Origin of the sequence: Corynebacterium sp. NML 150383 (assembly GCF_002285085.1) — a bacterium.
Classification (GTDB): Bacteria; Actinomycetota; Actinomycetes; order Mycobacteriales; family Mycobacteriaceae; genus Corynebacterium; species Corynebacterium gottingense.
This window is the reverse complement of record NZ_NSGK01000006.1, coordinates 78,294-97,163: the sequence shown is the minus strand read 5'-3', so window position 1 is coordinate 97,163 and position 18,870 is coordinate 78,294. Positions and strand designations below refer to the sequence as shown.

General features: G+C 64.3%; 12 protein-coding genes and 1 pseudogene. 5 read left to right on the top strand and 8 right to left on the bottom strand.

Annotated features, from left to right (window positions below; translation table 11 throughout):
- Nucleotides 1–36: 36 nt before the first annotated feature.
- Complete coding sequence (gene treZ / locus CKJ85_RS07550) at nt 37–1,830, top strand: malto-oligosyltrehalose trehalohydrolase (protein WP_095553932.1); 1,794 nt, start codon at nt 37–39, stop codon at nt 1,828–1,830.
- A gap of 51 nt (nt 1,831–1,881) precedes the next feature.
- Here treZ and ilvA read toward each other — a convergent pair whose 3' ends face one another.
- Nucleotides 1,882–3,189, bottom strand: a complete 1,308-nt coding sequence (gene ilvA / locus CKJ85_RS07545; RefSeq protein WP_095553991.1) for a threonine ammonia-lyase IlvA — start codon at nt 3,187–3,189, stop codon at nt 1,882–1,884.
- 466 nt (nt 3,190–3,655) lie between these two features.
- Here ilvA and CKJ85_RS07540 point away from each other — a divergent pair.
- The 4 genes and pseudogenes from CKJ85_RS07540 (at nt 3,656) to CKJ85_RS11880 (ending at nt 8,289) form a co-directional block, all read left to right on the top strand.
- Nucleotides 3,656–4,863: pseudogene (locus CKJ85_RS07540) on the top strand (IS110 family transposase).
- A gap of 221 nt (nt 4,864–5,084) precedes the next feature.
- Nucleotides 5,085–7,067 carry a choice-of-anchor I family protein gene (locus CKJ85_RS07535; RefSeq protein WP_143340179.1) on the top strand — a complete coding sequence of 661 codons (1,983 nt, stop codon included), beginning with the start codon at nt 5,085–5,087 and terminating at the stop codon, nt 7,065–7,067.
- 217 nt (nt 7,068–7,284) lie between these two features.
- Nucleotides 7,285–7,725 carry a hypothetical protein gene (locus CKJ85_RS07530; RefSeq protein ID WP_095553931.1) on the top strand — a complete coding sequence of 147 codons (441 nt, stop codon included), beginning with the start codon at nt 7,285–7,287 and terminating at the stop codon, nt 7,723–7,725.
- A gap of 78 nt (nt 7,726–7,803) precedes the next feature.
- Nucleotides 7,804–8,289 carry a hypothetical protein gene (locus CKJ85_RS11880; RefSeq protein ID WP_143340178.1) on the top strand — a complete coding sequence of 162 codons (486 nt, stop codon included), beginning with the start codon at nt 7,804–7,806 and terminating at the stop codon, nt 8,287–8,289.
- A gap of 423 nt (nt 8,290–8,712) precedes the next feature.
- Here CKJ85_RS11880 and dnaE read toward each other — a convergent pair whose 3' ends face one another.
- From dnaE to lspA, 7 genes are all read right to left on the bottom strand, one after another.
- The gene (gene dnaE, locus CKJ85_RS07520) at nt 8,713–12,279 is read right to left on the bottom strand and encodes a DNA polymerase III subunit alpha (RefSeq protein ID WP_095546393.1); all 3,567 of its coding nucleotides are present in this window, start codon (nt 12,277–12,279) and stop codon (nt 8,713–8,715) included.
- Between the two features lie 78 nt (nt 12,280–12,357).
- Nucleotides 12,358–13,644 (bottom strand): ABC transporter permease, encoded by a 1,287-nt coding sequence (locus CKJ85_RS07515; protein ID WP_095553930.1) that lies wholly within the window; start codon nt 13,642–13,644, stop codon nt 12,358–12,360.
- Between the two features lie 18 nt (nt 13,645–13,662).
- The gene (locus CKJ85_RS07510) at nt 13,663–14,376 is read right to left on the bottom strand and encodes an ABC transporter ATP-binding protein (RefSeq protein ID WP_095534973.1); all 714 of its coding nucleotides are present in this window, start codon (nt 14,374–14,376) and stop codon (nt 13,663–13,665) included.
- A gap of 285 nt (nt 14,377–14,661) precedes the next feature.
- Nucleotides 14,662–16,512: an efflux RND transporter periplasmic adaptor subunit gene (locus CKJ85_RS07505; RefSeq protein WP_095553929.1), complete on the bottom strand. Its 1,851-nt coding sequence runs from the start codon at nt 16,510–16,512 to the stop codon at nt 14,662–14,664.
- A gap of 163 nt (nt 16,513–16,675) precedes the next feature.
- A complete protein-coding gene (locus CKJ85_RS07500) occupies nt 16,676–17,275 on the bottom strand; it encodes a hypothetical protein (protein ID WP_095553928.1) in 600 nt (199 codons plus the stop codon).
- A gap of 1 nt (nt 17,276) precedes the next feature.
- Nucleotides 17,277–18,206 carry an RluA family pseudouridine synthase gene (locus CKJ85_RS07495; protein ID WP_095534867.1) on the bottom strand — a complete coding sequence of 310 codons (930 nt, stop codon included), beginning with the start codon at nt 18,204–18,206 and terminating at the stop codon, nt 17,277–17,279.
- Entirely contained in the window at nt 18,196–18,741 is a 546-nt protein-coding gene (gene lspA, locus CKJ85_RS07490) for a signal peptidase II (protein WP_095534868.1), read from the bottom strand. Before lspA ends, CKJ85_RS07495 begins: the two co-directional genes overlap by 11 nt.
- Nucleotides 18,742–18,870: the final 129 nt, after the last annotated feature.

Below are 18,870 nucleotides of genomic sequence, written 5' to 3'. Positions count from 1 at the left end.
ATTGCGGTGCTCGAGCCGCCTCCTTAGGCTGGGGACATGAGCGAATCGCACAGCACAAACGCTGCCAATAATGCTGCGTCCCACACCGCCCCGGCCCAGTTTGAGGTATGGGCCCCGAAGGGCCAGCAGGTGCGCGTGACCGTCGACGGCGAAGACCACGACATGCAGCTCGACGCGGAGCGCGCAGGCTGGTGGGCGCTCGACCCCGCCACCGTCGCCCCGCAGCCGGGTCAGCACTACACCTTCTCGCTCTTCGACGGCACCCAGTGGTCCATCCCCATGCCGGATCCGCGCACGCGCCTCCAGCCCGAGGGCGTGCACGGCCCGTCCGAGGTCGTGAGCACCGACTTCGCGTGGAACGATGACAACTGGTCCGGCATCCCCACCAAGGACATGGTGATTTACGAGCTCCACGTGGGCACCTTCTCCCCCTCCGGCACCTTCGCCGGCGTGATTGAAAAGCTGGACTACCTCGCCGAGCTGGGCGTCAACACCATCGAACTTATGCCGCTGCAGCCCTTCGCCGGAACCCGAAACTGGGGCTACGACGGCGTCGACTGGTTTGCCATCCATGAGACGTACGGCGGCCCGCAGGGGCTCAAGGAGCTTATCGACGCCGCGCATACCCGCGGCATCGCCGTCCTCCTCGACGTCGTGTACAACCACTTCGGCCCGGAGGGCAACTACAACGACGAGTTCGGTCCGTACCTGACGGACGGGCTCACCGCCTGGGGCGAGGTCATCAACATCTCCGGCCCCGGCTCCGACGAGGTCCGCGCCTACATCCTGGATGCGGTGCGCCAGTGGCTCGGCGAGTTCCACGCTGACGGGCTGCGCCTGGACGCGGTGCAGACCTACGACGACCGCCTCGCCTTCTCCATCATGGAAGAAATCGCCCGCATCGGCGACGACCTCGCTGCGGACACCGGCGTGCCTCGCACCGTGATCGGCGAGTCCGACCAGAACGACCCGCGCCTGATCAGCGCCCCCGAGCGCGGCGGCTACGGGCTCGAGGGGCACTGGCTCGACGACCTCCACCACGGGATCCACACGCTGCTGACCGGAGAGAAGCAGGGCTACTACGCGGACTACGGCACCACCGAGATCCTCGCGGATACGCTGCGAAACGGCTACCGGTTCCGCAACTCCTTCTCGCAGTACCGCGCCCGCACGCACGGCCGCGAGCTGGACCTCTCCCACGTCGCTCCGTGGCACCTGGTGTCCTACACCACCAACCACGACCAGACCGGCAACCGCGCTGCGGGCGACCGCCCGAGCCAAAACCTCACCCCGACCCAGCAGGTGCTCAAGGCTGCGGTGCTGCTGCACTCCCCGTTTACCCCGATGCTGTTCATGGGCGAAGAGTTCAGCGCGGACACCCCGTTCCCCTTCTTCGTCTCCCACTCCAATGAGCAGATTTTGGAGGGCACCCGCCAGGGTCGCCTCCACGAGTTCTCCCGCCAGGGCTGGGACCACGACGAAGTGCCGGACCCGGGCAACGAGGAGACCTACACGTCCGCGAAGCTGAACTGGACCTTTACCGACGAGCAGCAGCAGGTCCACGACGCCTACAAGCGCCTGATCCAGCTGCGCCGCGAGCACGGCTGCAACCGCGAGGACCTGCGCACGCTGCAGGTGGACAACGGCGAGAAGTGGCTGACCATGGCGGACGGTAGCGCTGACGGAACGGTCGTGCTGGCTGCGAACTTCAGCGACGAGCCGGTCACCGCGCCGGTCGGCGGTACCCTGCTGTACTCGTTCACCCACCCGCAGGTCGGCGATGACGAGACGGTGCTGGACCCCTGGGGCATCGCCTACATCCAGCGCTAGGCAGCGCCCGCTTGGCCCGCTGGGCTAGCTCGGCCCACTGGGCTTGCTCGGCTAGCTGGAGACGATGAACTCGTACTCAGGCGTGCCGGGCGTGAGCTGGCGGCACTCGATGACGGAGTCATCCATGCGCTCCAGCAGCGACTCCAGGTCGCTCGCGCGGGTGAGCTCCAGGCCGACCAGCGCCGCGCCGGTCTCGCGGTTGTTCTTCTTCAGGTACTCGAACAGGACGATGTCATCGTCCGGGCCGAGGATGTCGGTGAGGAAGGTACGCAGCTGTCCCGGCTCCTGCGGGAAGTTCACCAGGAAGTAGTGCTTGAGCCCGCGGTGCACCAGGGAGCGCTCCATGACCTCCGCGTAACGCAGCACGTCGTTGTTGCCGCCGGAGATGACGCATACGACGGTGGACCCCGGCTGGACCTTCATCCCGGCCAGTCCCGCCACCGACAGCGCGCCCGCGGGCTCGGCGATGATGCCCTCGTTTTGATACAGCGCCAGCATCTCGGTGCACACCGCGCCCTCGTCCGCGCGCAAAAGGTGCGTGCGCCCTTGGTTGTGCTCGATCACCTCGAACGGGAACGCGCCGATGCGCTTGACCGCCGCACCGTCGACGAACGGGTCAATGTCCGTCAGCGTCACCGGACCCCCGTGCTCGAGCGCTGCGGCGAGCGACGCCGCGCCGCGCGGTTCCACCCCCACCACGGCCGTGCGCGGCGACATGTCTGCCACGTACGACACGATCCCGCCGAGCAGGCCGCCGCCGCCGACGGGCACCATGATGGTGTCCAGCTCCCGGCCAAGCCCCGTCAGCTGAGCGAGGATCTCGGCGGCAACCGTGCCCTGCCCGATGACGGTATCGCGGGCGTCGAAAGGCTCGATGATTGTTGCCCCGCGCTCGCGGGCGTCGGCACGAGCCGCCTCCGCCGCCTCGTCGAACGTATTGCCCGTCACGACGAGCTCGACGTTGTCGCCGCCGTGGACCATAATCCGATCGCGCTTCTGCTTCGGTGTGGGCTTGGGCACGAAGATCTTGCCCTGGATCCCTAGCGCACGGCAGGCGTACGCGACGCCCTGCGCATGATTGCCAGCCGACGCCGCGACCACCCCCGCTGCGCGCTGCTCAGCGGACAGGCGAGAGATGTTGTAGTAAGCGCCGCGAATCTTGTAGGAGCGCACGTCCTGCAAATCCTCACGCTTGAGGTACACATCTGCGCCGTACTGCTGCGACAGCCGCGGGCAGTACTGCAGCGGGGTCGGCTCAATCACCGAGGAAATTTTCGCCTGAGCAGCTTGAATGTCGGCAGCGTGGACCGGTTGGTAGTTGCTCGTTGACTGTTCATTGTGCTCGGTGGCTGCGTTCATGGTGGACAAGTCTATCCGTGAACAGGTATTCGCGCGGGCTATCGCCGCCAGTTTTCATTCACCCGCACGGTTCACCAAGTGTTCACCACGCGTTCTCCTTGGAACTACCTGCCCACTTTAGGATGCCCATTACGTTGTTAGCAGTTCCACCCCAGGGCACCGAAGATTCATAACCTGTCCGCCCGATTGGGCGGGCTATGTTTACTTCCGTTCCCTCCGTCTGAAAGGACAGGGGAACTAGTCACTGGCTTCGGTATGGCTTATTCCTGTCCCTGTCTGAAAATGATCCGGGGGGTGATGTCGCCGAAGACAGTGACATACTCAAACTGCTAATAGGAACCTGACCCAGCCCAGGTGGTATGAGGTCTCACAGTAATGTGGGTGCCAGTCCAAGTATGTCCGACCAACCCCAGTGATGAAGCTTAAATAGTCCAACTTCTCATTCATCGCTAGGAGGCACACACCCATGGCCTATGACTTCGTCATTGGCGTAGACGTCGGCAAATACTTCCACCACGCCTGCGTCCTCGATCCCCAAGGCAGGCAAGTCCTATCCAAACGCATCAACCAGCATGAAGGCTCACTACGCAAGCTCTTCGGCAAATTCCTCACCGACAACGCCTCGGTCCTGGTCATTGTCGATCAACCCAACAACATCGGCCGATTAACCGTCGCAGTCGCCCAAGACATGGGGGCAGATGTTCGCTATCTACCAGGGCTTGCGATGCGACAGCTCTCTCGCATCCACGTCGGCAACTCCAAAACCGATGTACGCGACGCCTACGTCATCGCCCATGCCGGTCTTAACCTTCCAGATTCCTTGCGCAGTGTCGACCGCGTTGAGGAAGTCTTTATCCAGCTGAAAGTACTCAACGGTATTGACGAAGATCTCGCCCGGGCCTACACACGCCTGATTAACCAGATGCGATCCGCGCTCGTAGGAACCTATCCTGCATTCGAACATGTTCTGCGCGGACAGATGATTCACCGAAAATGGATCCTCCACCTACTTGCGAAATACGGTGACCCCACCAAGATTCGACGCATCGGTAAAACACGCCTAGCAGCCTTTGCGCGCAGTCACAAAGCGCGCAATCCCGAGCCTGTCATCGATGCCATGCTTGCTGCCATCCACGGACAGACCGTGTCCATTGCCGGCGCAGAATACGCCGAACTTGGCGTAGCAATGTCCGCCAAAGACGCACTGGCCAAACTAGAGCATCGCAAGGAAATAGAAGCACAGGTACTCAAGCTCATTCAAGACATTCCTCAAACCGAGATTCTTTTATCCATGCCCGACATCGGCCCACGTAGCGCAGCACAGATCCTCATGACCGTTGGCGATATGTCCGACTTCCCCGATGCAGCGCACCTAGCGTCCTATGCAGGCCTATCACCACGGACAAATCAATCAGGAACGTCCATTATGTCGAATTCGCCCAACCGCGCTGGCAACAAAAATTAAAGAACGCCCTATGGCAATCGTCTTTTGCATCGATCAGATTCCACGAGCGTTCCCGGCAATTCTATGAACGAAAACGCAAAGAAGGCAAAAGACACAACGCCGCAGTCGTCGCACTCGCACGCCGACGCCTCAACGTCCTCTTCGCCATGATGCGAAACGGCGAGCTCTACCGAGACATCCCCACAATCCAGGAGGCCGCAGCAGCCTAAAGCCACCAGACCCCCATCCAAGCCGATTGCACAGCAAGCCCAATCGGCTCCTCAAGGTACCCAAAACAACATCTACGAGACGAAGCAGAAGCCGTTCACACCCCCAACAAGCCCACCCGCGGAGTTGACAACCTATATAGGAACACCCCCCAACCGCAGACCACGCTTTTGACAGGCGAACCCAAAGCCGGTCCGAAGCCAGCTCCAAGAAAGGCCTACGCATGTTCCCTTCGCTCCGCCGTCCCCGCTCCCGCGCCCTGCTCGCGTTGCCGGCTACTGCCGCGCTCTCCGCATCGCTGATTGCTGTTGCCCCGGCGGGCGCGGTGGTCGTCGATAAGCCTGTGTACGACCAGGCCAAGGATGCTTCCGCTAAGATCGCTCCGATCGGCTCGTACGACGCTGGCGTCTTCGACGAGTCCGGCGCGGAGATCGTGGCCTACCACAAAGCCTCGAAGCGCGTGCTCACCGTGAATGCGAACTCGGGCAAAATCGACGTGCTCGACGTCTCCGACCCGACGGCACCGACCAAGGTGGGCGAAGTTCACGGCGGCGACGACACCACGATCAACTCCGTCGCCGTGCGCGAGGACGGCCTGGCGGTCGCGACCGTGGAGCCGGACGAGGACAAGACGAAGCCCGGCGAAGTCATCTTCTTCGACGCCGGCGCGGACACGCCGGGCGAAGTGCTCGGCCGCGTGGGCGTGGGCTCCCTGCCGGATATGGTGACCCTGACCCCCAACGGCCGCTACGCCCTGGTGGCAAACGAAGGCGAGCCGGCCGAGGACTACTCGGTTGACCCGGAGGGTTCCATCTCCCTCATCCGCCTCGAGCACGACGTTGCCGCACCAACGCAGGACAAGGTCCGTACCGCCGACTTTTCGGCGTTCGAGGGCACGTTGGCGGACAAGGGCGTGCGCATCTTTGGCCAGGTCGGCGCCTCTCAGACTGAGGCGCAGAACCTGGAGCCGGAGTACATCGCCGTCGACGGCAACAAGGCGTACGTGACCCTGCAGGAGAACAACGCGATCGCTGTCGTGGACATCACCTCCGGCAAGGTCGAGGACATCTGGCCGCTCGGTGTCACCGACCGCCGCGAGGTGCCTTTCGACGCCTCCGACAAGGACGGCACGACCAACACCTCCAAGTGGCCGGTGAAGTCCCTCCTGCAGCCAGACTCCATTGCCGCCTACAACGTCGACGGCGAAACTTACCTGGTCCTGGCCAACGAGGGCGACTCGCGCGACTGGGACGGCTACTCCGAAGAGGCGCGCCTGAAGAAGTTTGGCAAAAAGGACGTCGCTCCGATCTGCGAGGGCTACGCCGGTCTCTCCGCGGACCAGCTCGAGGAGCTGCAGTCCGACGAGCAGCTGGGGCGCCTGAACATGACCACCTCCATGGGCCTCAACGAGGAGAAGGGCTGCTACGACGACCTGTACAACCTGGGCGGGCGCAGCTTCTCCATCTTCACCGCGGATGGCAAGCGCGTCTTCGACTCCGGCTCGCAGTTCGAGGAAATCACCTCCCGCATCCTGCCCGAGTACTTCAACTCGAACCACACCGAAACCTCCTTTGACACCCGCTCCGACGACAAGGGCCCGGAGCCGGAGGGCGTCACCGTCGGCGAGGTCAACGGCCGCACCTACGCGTTCATCGGCTTTGAGCGCCTCGGCGGCGTGATGGTTTACGACATCACCGACCCGAGCGCTCCGAAGTACCAGGCCTACGTGAACAACCGCGACTTCTCGATCAACATGGAGGCGCTTGCCGACGAGGGCGAAAAGCAGCTTCGCGACGGCCTGTCCAAGGTCGGCGACCTCGGCGCCGAGGGACTTACATTCATCCCGGCCGCGGACTCCCCGAACGGCGAAGCGCTCCTGGCCATGGGCAACGAGGTCTCCGGCACCACCACGCTCTTCCAGGTGGAATCCCTGCTGGACAAGGCGGAGGAGCCGGAGGAGACGCCGGGTGAGGAGCCTGGCGAGGCGCCGGAAAAGAAGCCGGAAGAAAAACCGGACTCCCCGGATCAGCAGACTGGTGACGAGCAGGAGGGCTCCTCCACCGCGGGCAAGGTTGTCGCTGCGGTCACAGGCGTGCTCGCCGCTCTGGTGGCACTCGTTGCCGGAGGCGTTTCCCTGGGCCTGATCCAGAACCCGGTTGACCAGCTGCTCGGCCAGATTCCGGGCGCACCCAAGCTTCCCTTCTAATGGGATTCCGCGAACGTTTGCCCGCGACCAAGTAGTTTTGCGAAGCAAACCCAGCTAAGCTGGAGCTCGTTTTGAACAAATGGATGGTGTGGCACCCTGCACTATCCATTTCGTAAGAAACCTGATACTTTCTCTAACGACATCGCTGTAACCGAGCTGTAATCTTTCAGCCCGATTTCGGCGCAGGACCAAAACTCTCACGAGGAGCTAGAAACTAATGAAGCGTATTTCCACCGCTGCCGTCGCAGCTGCAACCGCACTGGCCATCACTGCAGGACCGGCACTGGCTGAGGACGCAACCACCACCCAGACCGCTACGGTTACCACTACCCCGACCGAGAAGCCCACCACCGAGGACACCGCGGCTACCGAGACCTCCGAGCCGACCGCCGAGGCTCCCGCAGGCACCGAGGGCACTGAGACCACTCAGCCGACCACCCCGAACAAGCCGGCTCCGCAGCCGAACAACGGTGGCTCGAAGTCTTCCGGCTCCTCCAACGGCCACATCGTCGGCTTCGTGTCCGGCACCCTGGCTGCAGTCCTGACCACCACCCTGATCGTTGCTTCCGACCCGACCGGCGCAAACAAGATCATCGACATGGTCAACGCGCAGTTCCACCTCGGCATCCCGCACCTGAACATTCCGAAGGTATTCTAAGACGCGGCACTTCGGCGGGGCTTTCACTCGAAGGCCCCGCCGATTTTTTTCTCTCTACTCCCACTGGAAGGACACAAAGTGAAGGCGACCTACCCCGTTGCTGCTGCCACCGTCGTTGCACTCGCCGTAGCAGGTCTGAGCCCCGTTTCTGCGAAGAGCACTGACTCAAGCACGACCGAAGCTTCCGCGACCACCAGTGCGGCTCCGGCCCGCACAACTGCCACGCCCAGCCCGTCTGCAACCGCGGCACCGAGCCCCTCTGCGTCAGCAACCGGAACCGCCACTCCGTCGTCCTCCCAGGACGGTCCTACGCCGGTGACGGTGACGGTGACTGCACCGGCTGTGACCGCAACCCCCACCCCGTTCCGCGCAACGGGTCCGAGCTCGGAGTGGATCAACAAGGGCATTCTTGATGAGCGCGGCAAGGAGATCTTTACCTACATCAACTTCGCCATCACGATGCTTGCCGGCCTGATCCAGGCGCTTTCCCTGGTCGTGGCGTCGAACCCACGGATGCAGGAGCAGCTTAAGGCAATGCTCGCCCAGGCGGGTATCAAGTCCTAGACGCTGGACGGCCGCGCGTTTTCGGGGGGCGCTGCGGTTGTCGGCGTGGTGGTTACCGGCGTGGTGGTTCTGAGCGCGGTGGGTCGGTGCCAAACGGAGCTAGCTCCATTTGCAGCTGGCTGCTCCGCGCGACCAGGCGATTTACCACCCCGCCACCACCAAACGGAGCTAGCTCCATCTACAACCAACTGCGCCGCGCGACCAGGCAATTCACCACCCCGCCACCACCAAACGGAGCTAGCTCCATCTACAGCCGACAACGTCGCGCGACCAGGCAATTCACCACCCTGCCACCACCAAACAGCGCTAGCTCCATCTGCAACCGACAACGTCGCCCGACCAGGCAATTCACCACCCCGCCACCGCCAAACGGAGCTAGCTCCATCTACACCGGACCAACCGGTCCCGGCCGGCGGAGCACAGCTACCCCAAAATTCCCATTCCCATCGTAGCCTTGAGGTCCCCCATGAGGTTTGCTGAGCGCTCCACGCGCAGGTGATCGCCCAGGACCATCATCTGGCTGTGGTCCCCGTTCACTAGGTTGAGAAACACGTCGGAATCGCCAGGGTTGTTCAGCAGCACGTCTTTGAGTCGCGCGATATTCTCCACCGTGCACTGGTCCGTGCGCAGCGTCAGACGCAGCGGCAGGCCGGCGCCGTGGCCGGGCCCAAGCTCGGGGACCTTGACGTCGTCGCCGAAGAGGCTCATGCGCTCGTCGCGAATGGTCACGCGGGCCTTGACAAGGATGATGTTGTCCTCGACGATTTGGGGCGCAACGAGGGAGTACACCTTGTTGAACAGGAGAACGTCGACCTGGGCGCCGTGATGATCCTCAATGGTCACAATCGCCCACGGGGAACCGTCCTTCTTGGAGAAGCGGCGGTCCACGCTAGAGATCAGGCCGCCGAGAGTGACCTCCGTGCCGTGGCGCAACTCGCCCGACAAGACCGTGGTCAGCTCGGTGTCGGTCTGCGCGGCAATCGCCTCCTCGAACCCGTCGAGTGGGTGGCCAGAGACGTACAGGCCGAGCATCTCGCGTTCCAGCGCGAGCTTGTGCTTCTTGTCCCACTCGTCGTCCGGAATGTCCATGGTGAACACGGCCGAGCCACTCTCCTGCCCGTCGTCTCCGCCGAAGCCGGCGAATAGGTCGAACTGACCCTTGTCCGCCGCCTTCTTCGTGGTCAGCACGGAATCGACCATGTCCTCCTGCACGAGCATGAGCCCCTTGCGAGGGTGCCCGAGCGAGTCGAACGCGCCGGATTTGATCAGCGATTCCGTGATTCGCTTGTTGCAGGCCAACAGATCGATCTTGTCCAGGTAGTCGGAGAAGCTCGTGAAGTGGCCCTTCGTGCGGCGGGTTTCCTTGATCGACTCCACCACCTCGGCGCCGACGTTGCGCACCGCGGCGAGGCCGTAGCGGATGTCCTCGCCGACAGCCATGAAGTTCTCTTCCGACTCATTAATATCCGGCTGCAACACCGAAATGCCAAGGTGACGGCAGTCCGACAGGTAGATCGCGGACTTGTCTTTCTTGTCGCCAACCGACGTCAGCAGCGCCGCCATGTACTCAGCGGTGTAATTCGCCTTCATATAGGCCGTCCAGTACGACACCAGCGCGTAGCCAGCGGCGTGCGACTTGTTAAACGCGTAGGACGCGAACGGCTCGATCGTGCCCCACAGCGCGTCCATCGCTGCCTTGGAGTACCCGTTCTCCTGCATGCCGCCCCAGAACTTGTCGTACTGTTGGGCGAGCACCTCGGGTTTCTTCTTACCCATCGCTTTACGGAAGCCGTCTGCCTCACCGGCCGTGTAATTTGCCACCTTTTGAGAGATACGCATGATCTGCTCCTGGTACACGATGAGGCCATAGGTCTCGTCAAGAATTTCGCGCAGCGGCTCGTCCAGCTCCGGGTGGATCGGAGTGATGGGTTTACGCCCGTTCTTGCGGTCCGCGTAGTCCCAGTGCGCGTTCACACCCATCGGACCCGGGCGGTAGAGCGCCAACGACGCCACGATGTCCTTAAAGCCGGTCGGCTTCATGCGTTTGAGCAGCTCCTGCATGCCGCCGGAGTCCAGCTGGAACACGCCGAGGGTCTCGCCGCGGGAGAGCAGCTCGTAGACAGCTGTGTCGTCTGTATCCAGCGTTTCCAGGTCGAGCGTTTCGCCGCGGTTCTTCTTTACGTTCTCCAGGGCGTCGCCAAGCACCGTAAGGTTGCGCAGGCCCAGGAAGTCCATCTTCAGCAGGCCGATGGCCTCGCAGGCCGGGTAGTCCCAGCCGGTGATGATCGCGCCGTCCGCCGGGCGCTTCCACATCGGGATGTGGTCCATGAGCGGCACGGACGCCATGATCACCGCGCAGGCGTGCACGCCGGCCTGGCGCACGACGCCCTCGAGGCCACGGGCCGTCTCGTAGATCTTGGCCACATCCGGGTCCGTCTCGATCAGTGAGCGCACCTCGGCTGCCTCGGTGTAGCGGGCGTGCTCCGGATCCGTGATGCCGACGAGCGGGATGTCTTTCGCCATGATCGCTGGGGGCAGGGCCGCGTTGATGCGGTCAGCCATCTGGAAGCCGGGCTGGCCGAAGTTCACCTTCGCCGAGTCCTTGATCGCCTGCTTCGTCTTCACGGTGCCGAACGTGATCACCTGGGCAATCTTGTCCTCACCCCAGCGCTCGGCGGCGTAGGTGATCATCTCGCCGCGGCGGCGGTCGTCAAAGTCAATATCAATATCGGGCGCGGACGGACGCTCCGGGTTGAGGAATCGCTCGAAGAGCAGGCCGTGTTCCATCGGGTCAATGTTGGTGATGGTCAGCGCGTAGGCCACAAGTGCACCAGCCGCCGAGCCACGGCCCGGCCCGACGCGGATGCCCACCTCACGCGCGTGCTTAATCAGCTCCGCGACGATGAGGAAGTAGGACGGGTAGCCCTTCATGTCGATGACGTCGATCTCGTATTCCGCGCGCTTGAGGTACTCCTCTGGGACCTCGCTGCCGTCGAAACGCGCCTCGAGCCCGCGCTGAACCTCCTTGCGCAGCCAGCTCGTCGGCGTCTCGCCCTCCGGCACGTCCGCGATTGGCATGCGATCGTGCGGGTGGTCCTCCCAGAGCTCGCCGTAATCGCCGACGCGCTCGGCAATCCACAGCGTGTTGTCGCAGCCGTCCGGCACGGTGGAGTCCCAAATCTCGCGCATCTGCTCCGCGGACTTGATGTAGTAGCCCGTGCCGTCGAACTTGAAGCGATCCGGGTCCATCATCGTCTTACCGGTCTGCACGCACAGCATCGCCTCGTGCGCGGGCGCCTGGGATTCCAGGACGTAGTGGCAGTCGTTGGTCACCAGCGGAGGCAGGTCCAGTGCTTTGCCGATGCGCAGCAGGTCATCGCGGACACGGCGCTCGATGTGGAGCCCGTGGTCCATAAGCTCAAGGAAGAAGTTGTCCCGCCCGTAGATGTCCTGCCACATCGCGGCAGCCTCCAAGGCCTCGTCGTATTGGCCCAAGCGCAGGCGCGTCTGCACGTCGCCGGACGGACAGCCAGTGGTGGCGATAATGCCGTCCGCGTGCTCGGCGATGAGCTCGGCGTCCATGCGGGGCCACTTGCCCAGCTGTCCTTCGTAGGAGGCGAGGGACGACAGCTTGAACAGGTTGTGCAGTCCCGTGGCATTTTCCGCCAGCATGGTCTGGTGGAGGTAGGCGCCGGACGCGGAGACGTCGTCGCGCTTCTGATCCGGGGTCCCCCACAGCTGGCGCTTCTTGTTAAAGCGAGAGGCCGGGGCCATGTAGGCCTCGATGCCGATGATCGGCTTCACGCCAGCGTCGACCATGCGCCGGTAGAAGGCGTTGGAGCCGAACATGTTGCCGTGGTCCGTCATGCCCACAGCAGGCATGCCCTGGCGCACCACTTCATCGGCCAGCAGGTCCACCTTGGCCATGCCGTCCAGCATGGAAAACTCGGTGTGGTTGTGGAGGTGGACGAAGGAGGAGTTTTTGGCCATGCGGGTCATCTTAACCCGACTCAAGAAACGGCAAAACCCCCGTGATTACGGGGGTGTGATTCGCCGCGACGGCGGCGCTTACTCGTAGCGGAGCGCCTCAATAGGCTGCATCTTTGCCGCCTTCGACGCCGGGTAGGCGCCGAAGAACACGCCGGTGGCAAGTGAGAACAACAGCGAAAGCAACACTGCACCGACCGGGGGCCACACGAATGCGTCGAACGCCGCGGTGGCGATCATGCCGATTGCCCCGCCGAGGATGACGCCGATGACGCCGCCGACCAAGCAGACCAGCATCGCCTCGACGATGAACTGCGTGCGGATGTCGCCGTGGGTCGCGCCGAGCGCCTTGCGCACGCCGATCTCGCGGGTGCGCTCCGTGACCGTAATCAGCATGATGTTCATCACGCCGATGCCGCCGACCAGCAGGGAGATGCCGCCGATTGCGGAAAGCACCGAGGACATGATGCGGAACACGCTGGTCAGTTCCTGCAGCGACGAGGACAGGTCGATGACCTCGGCCTCGTAGGTTTCATTGCCGCGGTACTGGCGGTCCAGGTAGTCCTGCAGATCCTTCTGGAACGTGGCCGCCTCCTCCTCGCCGGAGCTGCGCACCGAGATGGACGTGAACCAATCCCCGTTCAGACCGATTCGGTCGGCCGCGGTGACGGGAATGTACGCCTCGGCGTAGGACTGCATCCCGCCGAACGCTCCGCCGCCGCCGGCGCCATCCGTCTTGCCGCCGAGCACGCCGATGATGGTGAAGACAGCCGGTTGGCCTTCTTGCACCAGATCGATGCGTTCGCCCAAGGCGGAGGCGGGGTCACCGTCAAACATGGCGTCGACAAGCTCTGGGCTCACCACGGCCACCGGACGCTGGCCCTGCATGTCCTTATCGGAGATGCCGCGGCCGAACTCGACTTCGCCGCCGCGCATGTCAATGGAGTCCATGAGCGCCGGGTTGATCGTGGTGCTCACTGGGTCCTTGTCGCCGTTTTCAATCTCGCCCATGCCGGAGAGGTCGACGTCGATGCCGGTGATGCGGTCGCCGAACGCGTCGCGCATATCCTGCAGGTCCTGCAGCGTCAGCGAGTCTCGCTCGTCCGTCGGCTGCGCCTGCGACATGGCCGCAAACGGGTCGTCGGACTGTTCCTCTTCGTCGGGGCGCTCGTGCACCACGACCGGGTGCGTCGTCGTGCCCACGCCCTGCAATCCGGACATGACCTGGTTCTCCAGGCCGCGACCGAGGGTCATAATGATCACCACGGCCATGATGCCGATGATGATGCCCAGCAGCGTCAGCAGCGAGCGCAGTTTGTTCTTGTTCAGGCTGGAGACGGCCAGCCGGAGCGATTCTTGGATATTCACGGTGTGTCGTCTCCTTCCTTACATTCCCAGCCCGGCGGGCGTGCGCACGTTGGCAACGCGCCCATCCATCATTTCCACGACGCGCTCCGTTTCTTCCGCGAGCTCCGGGTTGTGCGTAATAAACACCACTGACTTGCCCAGGTCCTTGTGCAGCTTGTGGAACAGGTCCATCACCATGCGGCCGGTCTTTGAATCGAGTGCGCCGGTTGGCTCGTCGGCAAGCAGGAGATCCGGGTCGTTGGCCAGGCTGCGTGCAATAGCCACGCGCTGCTTCTGGCCACCGGACAGCTCGTTCGGGTTGTGGTGAATGCGGTCACCCATCCCCATCATCTCCAGCAGCTCCGCGGCGCGCTCCTCGCGCTCCTTCCGTTCCACGCCCGCATACATCATGGGCATGGCCACGTTTTGCAGCGCGTCGATGCGGCCGATGAGGTTGAAGTTTTGGAAGATGAAGCCGATGTTCTTGCTGCGGTACGACGCGAGCTCCTTGTCCTCCTTGGCGTAGACCGGCTCGCCGTTGAACGCGTACGCGCCCTTGGACGGCCGGTCCAGCATGCCAATCAGGTTCATCAGCGTCGACTTACCGCAGCCGGATGGACCAACGATGGACACGAACTCGCTCGGTTTTGCGTGAAAGTCAATGCCGTGCAGCACGGTCAGCTCGCTCGGCTCACCCTCGTTGTACGTCTTCACCACCCCGCGCATGTCAATGAGTAGGCCCGAGTTTGCCATCGGGTTCGCAGGAGCAGGACGCTTATCGACGCCCCCACGTTCCCCACCAACGATCACCGAGCTCCCGCCCCGCTGTTCCCTGGGCTGCGCTTTCGGCGGCTCCTTCGTGGTGGAAACGGCCGGCTGTTCGCCGGTGGCCTCCTCCGCGCCGAAGAAAAACGGGTCGTCGTCCTCTCCGGCCCCGGCCGGTTGGCCGGGCGCTGCTTGCGCAGTGTCGAGTGCGTTGTCGTCGTCTCTGCGGGCGTGTTTTCCTTTTCGGGAGAACTTCTTCAACGGCGCGCTCCCCTACTTTTCCTCGCCGCCCTCGGCGGCGTCCTTCTGCTCAGACTTCGGCGCTTCAGAGGACTTTGTCCCGTCCTTGTCATTCGCACTGTCATTCGCGCTGTCCTTGGCGCCGTCTTTGGCATCGCGTACCTGCTGCGGGTCGAACTTCGGATCGGAGATGTCCACGGTCTCGCCGATTTTGTCGGAGTACTCGTCTGGCCAGTTGATGACGATGTCGCCGGGCTTGAGGTCGCCCCCGGTAATGGCGATGTCCACGTCGTTGGTGGCGCCCGTCTTCACGCTGCGCTCTTCAACCTTGCCGGACTTCGCGTCGTCGCCATCGGTGGCGAGCACCAGGACCTTCTTGTCATTATCGTCGCCGTACACGGCGTCGACAGGCACGTTGAGGGCGTCCGGGGACTCTTCGGTGATGATCTCCGCGCGCACCGTGCCGCCGAGCAGGAGTCCCCTCTTGTCGCCGGTGACCTCGATCTCCACGGGGAAGGTCACGCTTCTGGACTGGTCGTTGGCTCCGCCGGCCGCGTTCACGCCTCCGGCCATGCCACCTGCCATGCCGCTGCTCATGCTGCCCGACGCGCTCGGATCAGCGGCCGGGGCGATGCGCTTTACGCGCCCCTTGAATTTCTTGTCACCGGTTGCAGTCGACGTGAACTCGACGCGGTTGCCTTGCGCGATGTTCGGCACGTCGGCCTCGCGAACTTCGGACTTGATGATCAGGCTGGAATCATCTGCCAAGCTGAGCAGCTTGCCCTGCGGGATGTCGCCTTCCTGCACGTCCACCGCGGTCACGATGCCGGCGAGCGGCGAGTACAGCGTCGCCTCCTGCAGCTGGTACTCCAGCGTGCCGTCGCTCTCAGAGATGCCGGCGCTTTCCGCCTGTCGACGCGCACTGTCCACCTGCCCCTGCAGCTGCTCCCGCTCCTGCTGCGCCTGGGTCTGCGCGGCCGCGAGCGCCGCCTGGGCATCCTGCAGCGCTGCGTACGCTTCATCGACGCTCATCGGCGCACTCGCCGCGGCGTCGGCCCCAGCCGCGCCTGTAGCACCCGCGCCCTGGGCGCCTGCCATGCTGGCGAGGTCCTCCGGGGAGACCGCACCGGCGCCTGCCGCGCCGTCTGCGCCGGCAGCGCCCGGTACGGCCACCGCGCCCGCGCCAGGTGCAGCTGGCGCAACGGGGGCTGCGGGTGCTGCCGGTGCAGCGGGTGCCGGAGCCTCCGGGGCGCCGCCGCTCGAGCTACCCGGCAGGTGCGAGGAGAGGTTGCCCGCCATCTGGGAAAATACGTCGGCCACTCGGGTTGCGGAACGACCGCCGTTTGCGGCGAGCGCCGCGTTGTATGCAGCCTGCGCCTGATCCACCTGAGCCTGTGCCTGGCGGATGGCCTGGTTCGTGCCGTCGTTAATGGACTGGTCGTGGGCGTTGAGCTGGGATTCTGCCTGCTGCAGCGCCTGGGTGGCGTCGGCCTGAGCGTTCGCCTGCTGGCGCTCCTGCGCGGCAAGCTGCCGGTCCAGCTGCTCGGTGTCCATAGAGACCAAGAACTGGTCCTTTTGCACGCGGTCACCGGGCTGGACGGCGATCTTTTGCACCTCGGACTGCACCGACGTGGTGATGTTCATTGCCCGAACCGGAGCAATGCTGCCGTTGACCACAACGCTGTCGGAGACGTCTTCCGCCGACGCCACGGTGTAGTCGCCCGGCTGCAAGCCGTCCGCGTCCTTGCTGTTGTCTCCTCCACCGAAGCCGCAGGCAGATGCAAACAGCGACACGGTGGTGATCACCGCGACGGAGCGCAGCTTCAGCGACCGGCGGCGGTTGGTGGTGGCGTGCGGGGTGGCAATTCCGGATTCGGAAACCAAAACTTCTCCTCACAAACGGGCGCGCCAACGGCGTCTTCGGCAAAGCCAACTGAAGAGTCCGGGCGCTTAGGCGTGCAACTTCGTTGAACTATACACGGGCCCGGACCACTTCGGGTCAGCGCATTCCCCCGCTTGGGACCCGAACGACGAGCCTGGATTCTGCCTACGAACCCGCTGAATACACACCCGGGTTCCGCACAGCGATTGCGCCCCACACCGCGTCGGCGGGCAATACCTCGACTGAGCGCACGTGCGACGATTCCGCGAGGCGCGACAGCGTTGCAACGTCCGCGGTCACCACCGCGCCAGCGAGGAGCACAGAAGCCTGCGCCCAGTCCGGCCCAGCGCCTGACTCGCGCTGAACGGCCCGGCGCGCCTCGCGCTCGCACACCTCGCCCCTTCCTGCGCTCGTCTCCCCGACTGGCTCCGGGGTGTCCTTCGGCGGCAGGCCCTCCGGCACGATCGCGTTGACGCGCGGCACGTCTCGGTACGCAGCTGCCGCCGCGTCGCAGGACTGCGGCGCGTCGAACGCGACCAGGGCGAGGTGGGAGTCGCCCGGCGCGCTCTTCCTCCGCGCGGAGTCAAGCGTCGCCGCGGCGCGTTGCGAGTACTCCTCCGCTGACTCTCCCGAATCGGGGCCGAGCGCGTCCCCTTGCAGCGTCGGTGTGGCGGGCGCGTGAGACATCCCGACGGCGTACAACGCGACGATGAGCAGCGCACACGCCCCGAACACGGCGGCTGCCGCGGCAAGCGGATGGCGCATGCTAGCCCGCCCTCAGCACATCCAGCGCGTGTTGGAGGTCGGCTGGGTACGAGGACTCGACCGTCATGTACTCACCGGTGCGCGGGTGCGTGAACCCGAGCGATTTGGCGTGCAGCCATTGGCGGATCAGCCCGAGGCGCTTGGACAGGTTAGGGTCAGAGCCGTACATGGGGTCGCCCACGCACGGGTGGCCCAGCGCGGACATGTGCACGCGGATTTGGTGGGTGCGCCCCGTCTCCAGGTGCACCTCGAGCAGACTTGCACGGCGGAAGGCCTCGATGACGGAGTAGTGCGTCACGCTCGGTCGGCCGTCGTCAGTCACGGCGAACTTCCAGCCCGACGACGGGTGCCGGCCAATGGGCGCGTCGACGGTGCCCACGATGGGGTCTGGCAAGCCCTGGACGACGGCGTGGTAGGTCTTGTCCACCGTACGTTCCTTGAAGGCACGCTTGAGCACCGAGTAGCCCTGGACGCTCGCGGCGACCACCATCACCCCGGAGGTGCCAACATCCAGGCGCTGCACGATGCCCTTGCGCTCCGGGGGACCCGCGTCCGGCAGCGTGAAGCCCATGGCCTGCAGGCCGCCGAGGACGGTGGGGCCGTCCCACCCCAGGGTCGGGTGCGCGGCAACGCCGACTGGCTTGTCCACCGCGATGACGTCGGCGTCGTGGTAGAGGATCTCCAGGCCCTCGACGTGCTCCGCCACCGGTTCCGGCGCTCGCTTGGGTTCCGGGAGGGTGGCCTCGATGAGGGCGCCTGGGATGACGCGGTCGGATTTTTGGGGCGGTGTGGCGTCGATAAGCACCTGCTCCTGCGCGATCATCTCGGCGGCAACGCTGCGGGAGATGCCGAAGAGTTTGGCCAGCGCGGCGTCAACGCGCATGCCGGCCAGGCCTTCGGGGACGGGGAGGCTGCGGAAGTCACCCGGCATGCGGCGCCTCCTTGTGGTCAGAGGTCAACACCGCCAACGCGAACAGGGCGGTGCCGACGGTGATGCAGGCGTCCGCGAGGTTGAAGACCGCGAACGAGCCCACGGAGATGTAGTCCACGACGTGGCCGAACCAGAAGCCGGGGTCACGGAACAGGCGGTCAATGAGGTTGCCCAGGGCGCCGCCCGCGATCATGGCCAGACCGATGGCCTCGAAACGCGAGGTCAAGCGCGGGGCGTAGAGCAGCGCACCGACGACGAAGGCGAGCTGGATCGTGGTGAACAGCCAGGTCGAGTTCTGGCCCATGGAGAAGGCCGCGCCCGGGTTGAACAGCAGGTAGAACCGGAACCAGTCACCAATCAGCGGGACCTGATCCCCCGGCTCGAGCCACGAGACCATCAGCTGTTTGATGGCCTGATCCGCCACCGCGATGACCAGCATGACGGCGGCGACGAGCGGCAGGTACCTCCCCCGGCGCGGGCCGCGAGGCGCGGACGCCGGGTCCTGCGTATTGGTGTGACTGTTGTTGTGTTGCATCGCCTGTCAACTGTAGCGGGTCCGGCTCCGCGCGGGCGCACTGTCGCCCGGTCTGGGCACGCAGCCGTGGTTGCTTCCGGGTCGTCGCGGTGCGGTAGTTTCAAAGTGTGATGTTTCTGCCTCCCCGAG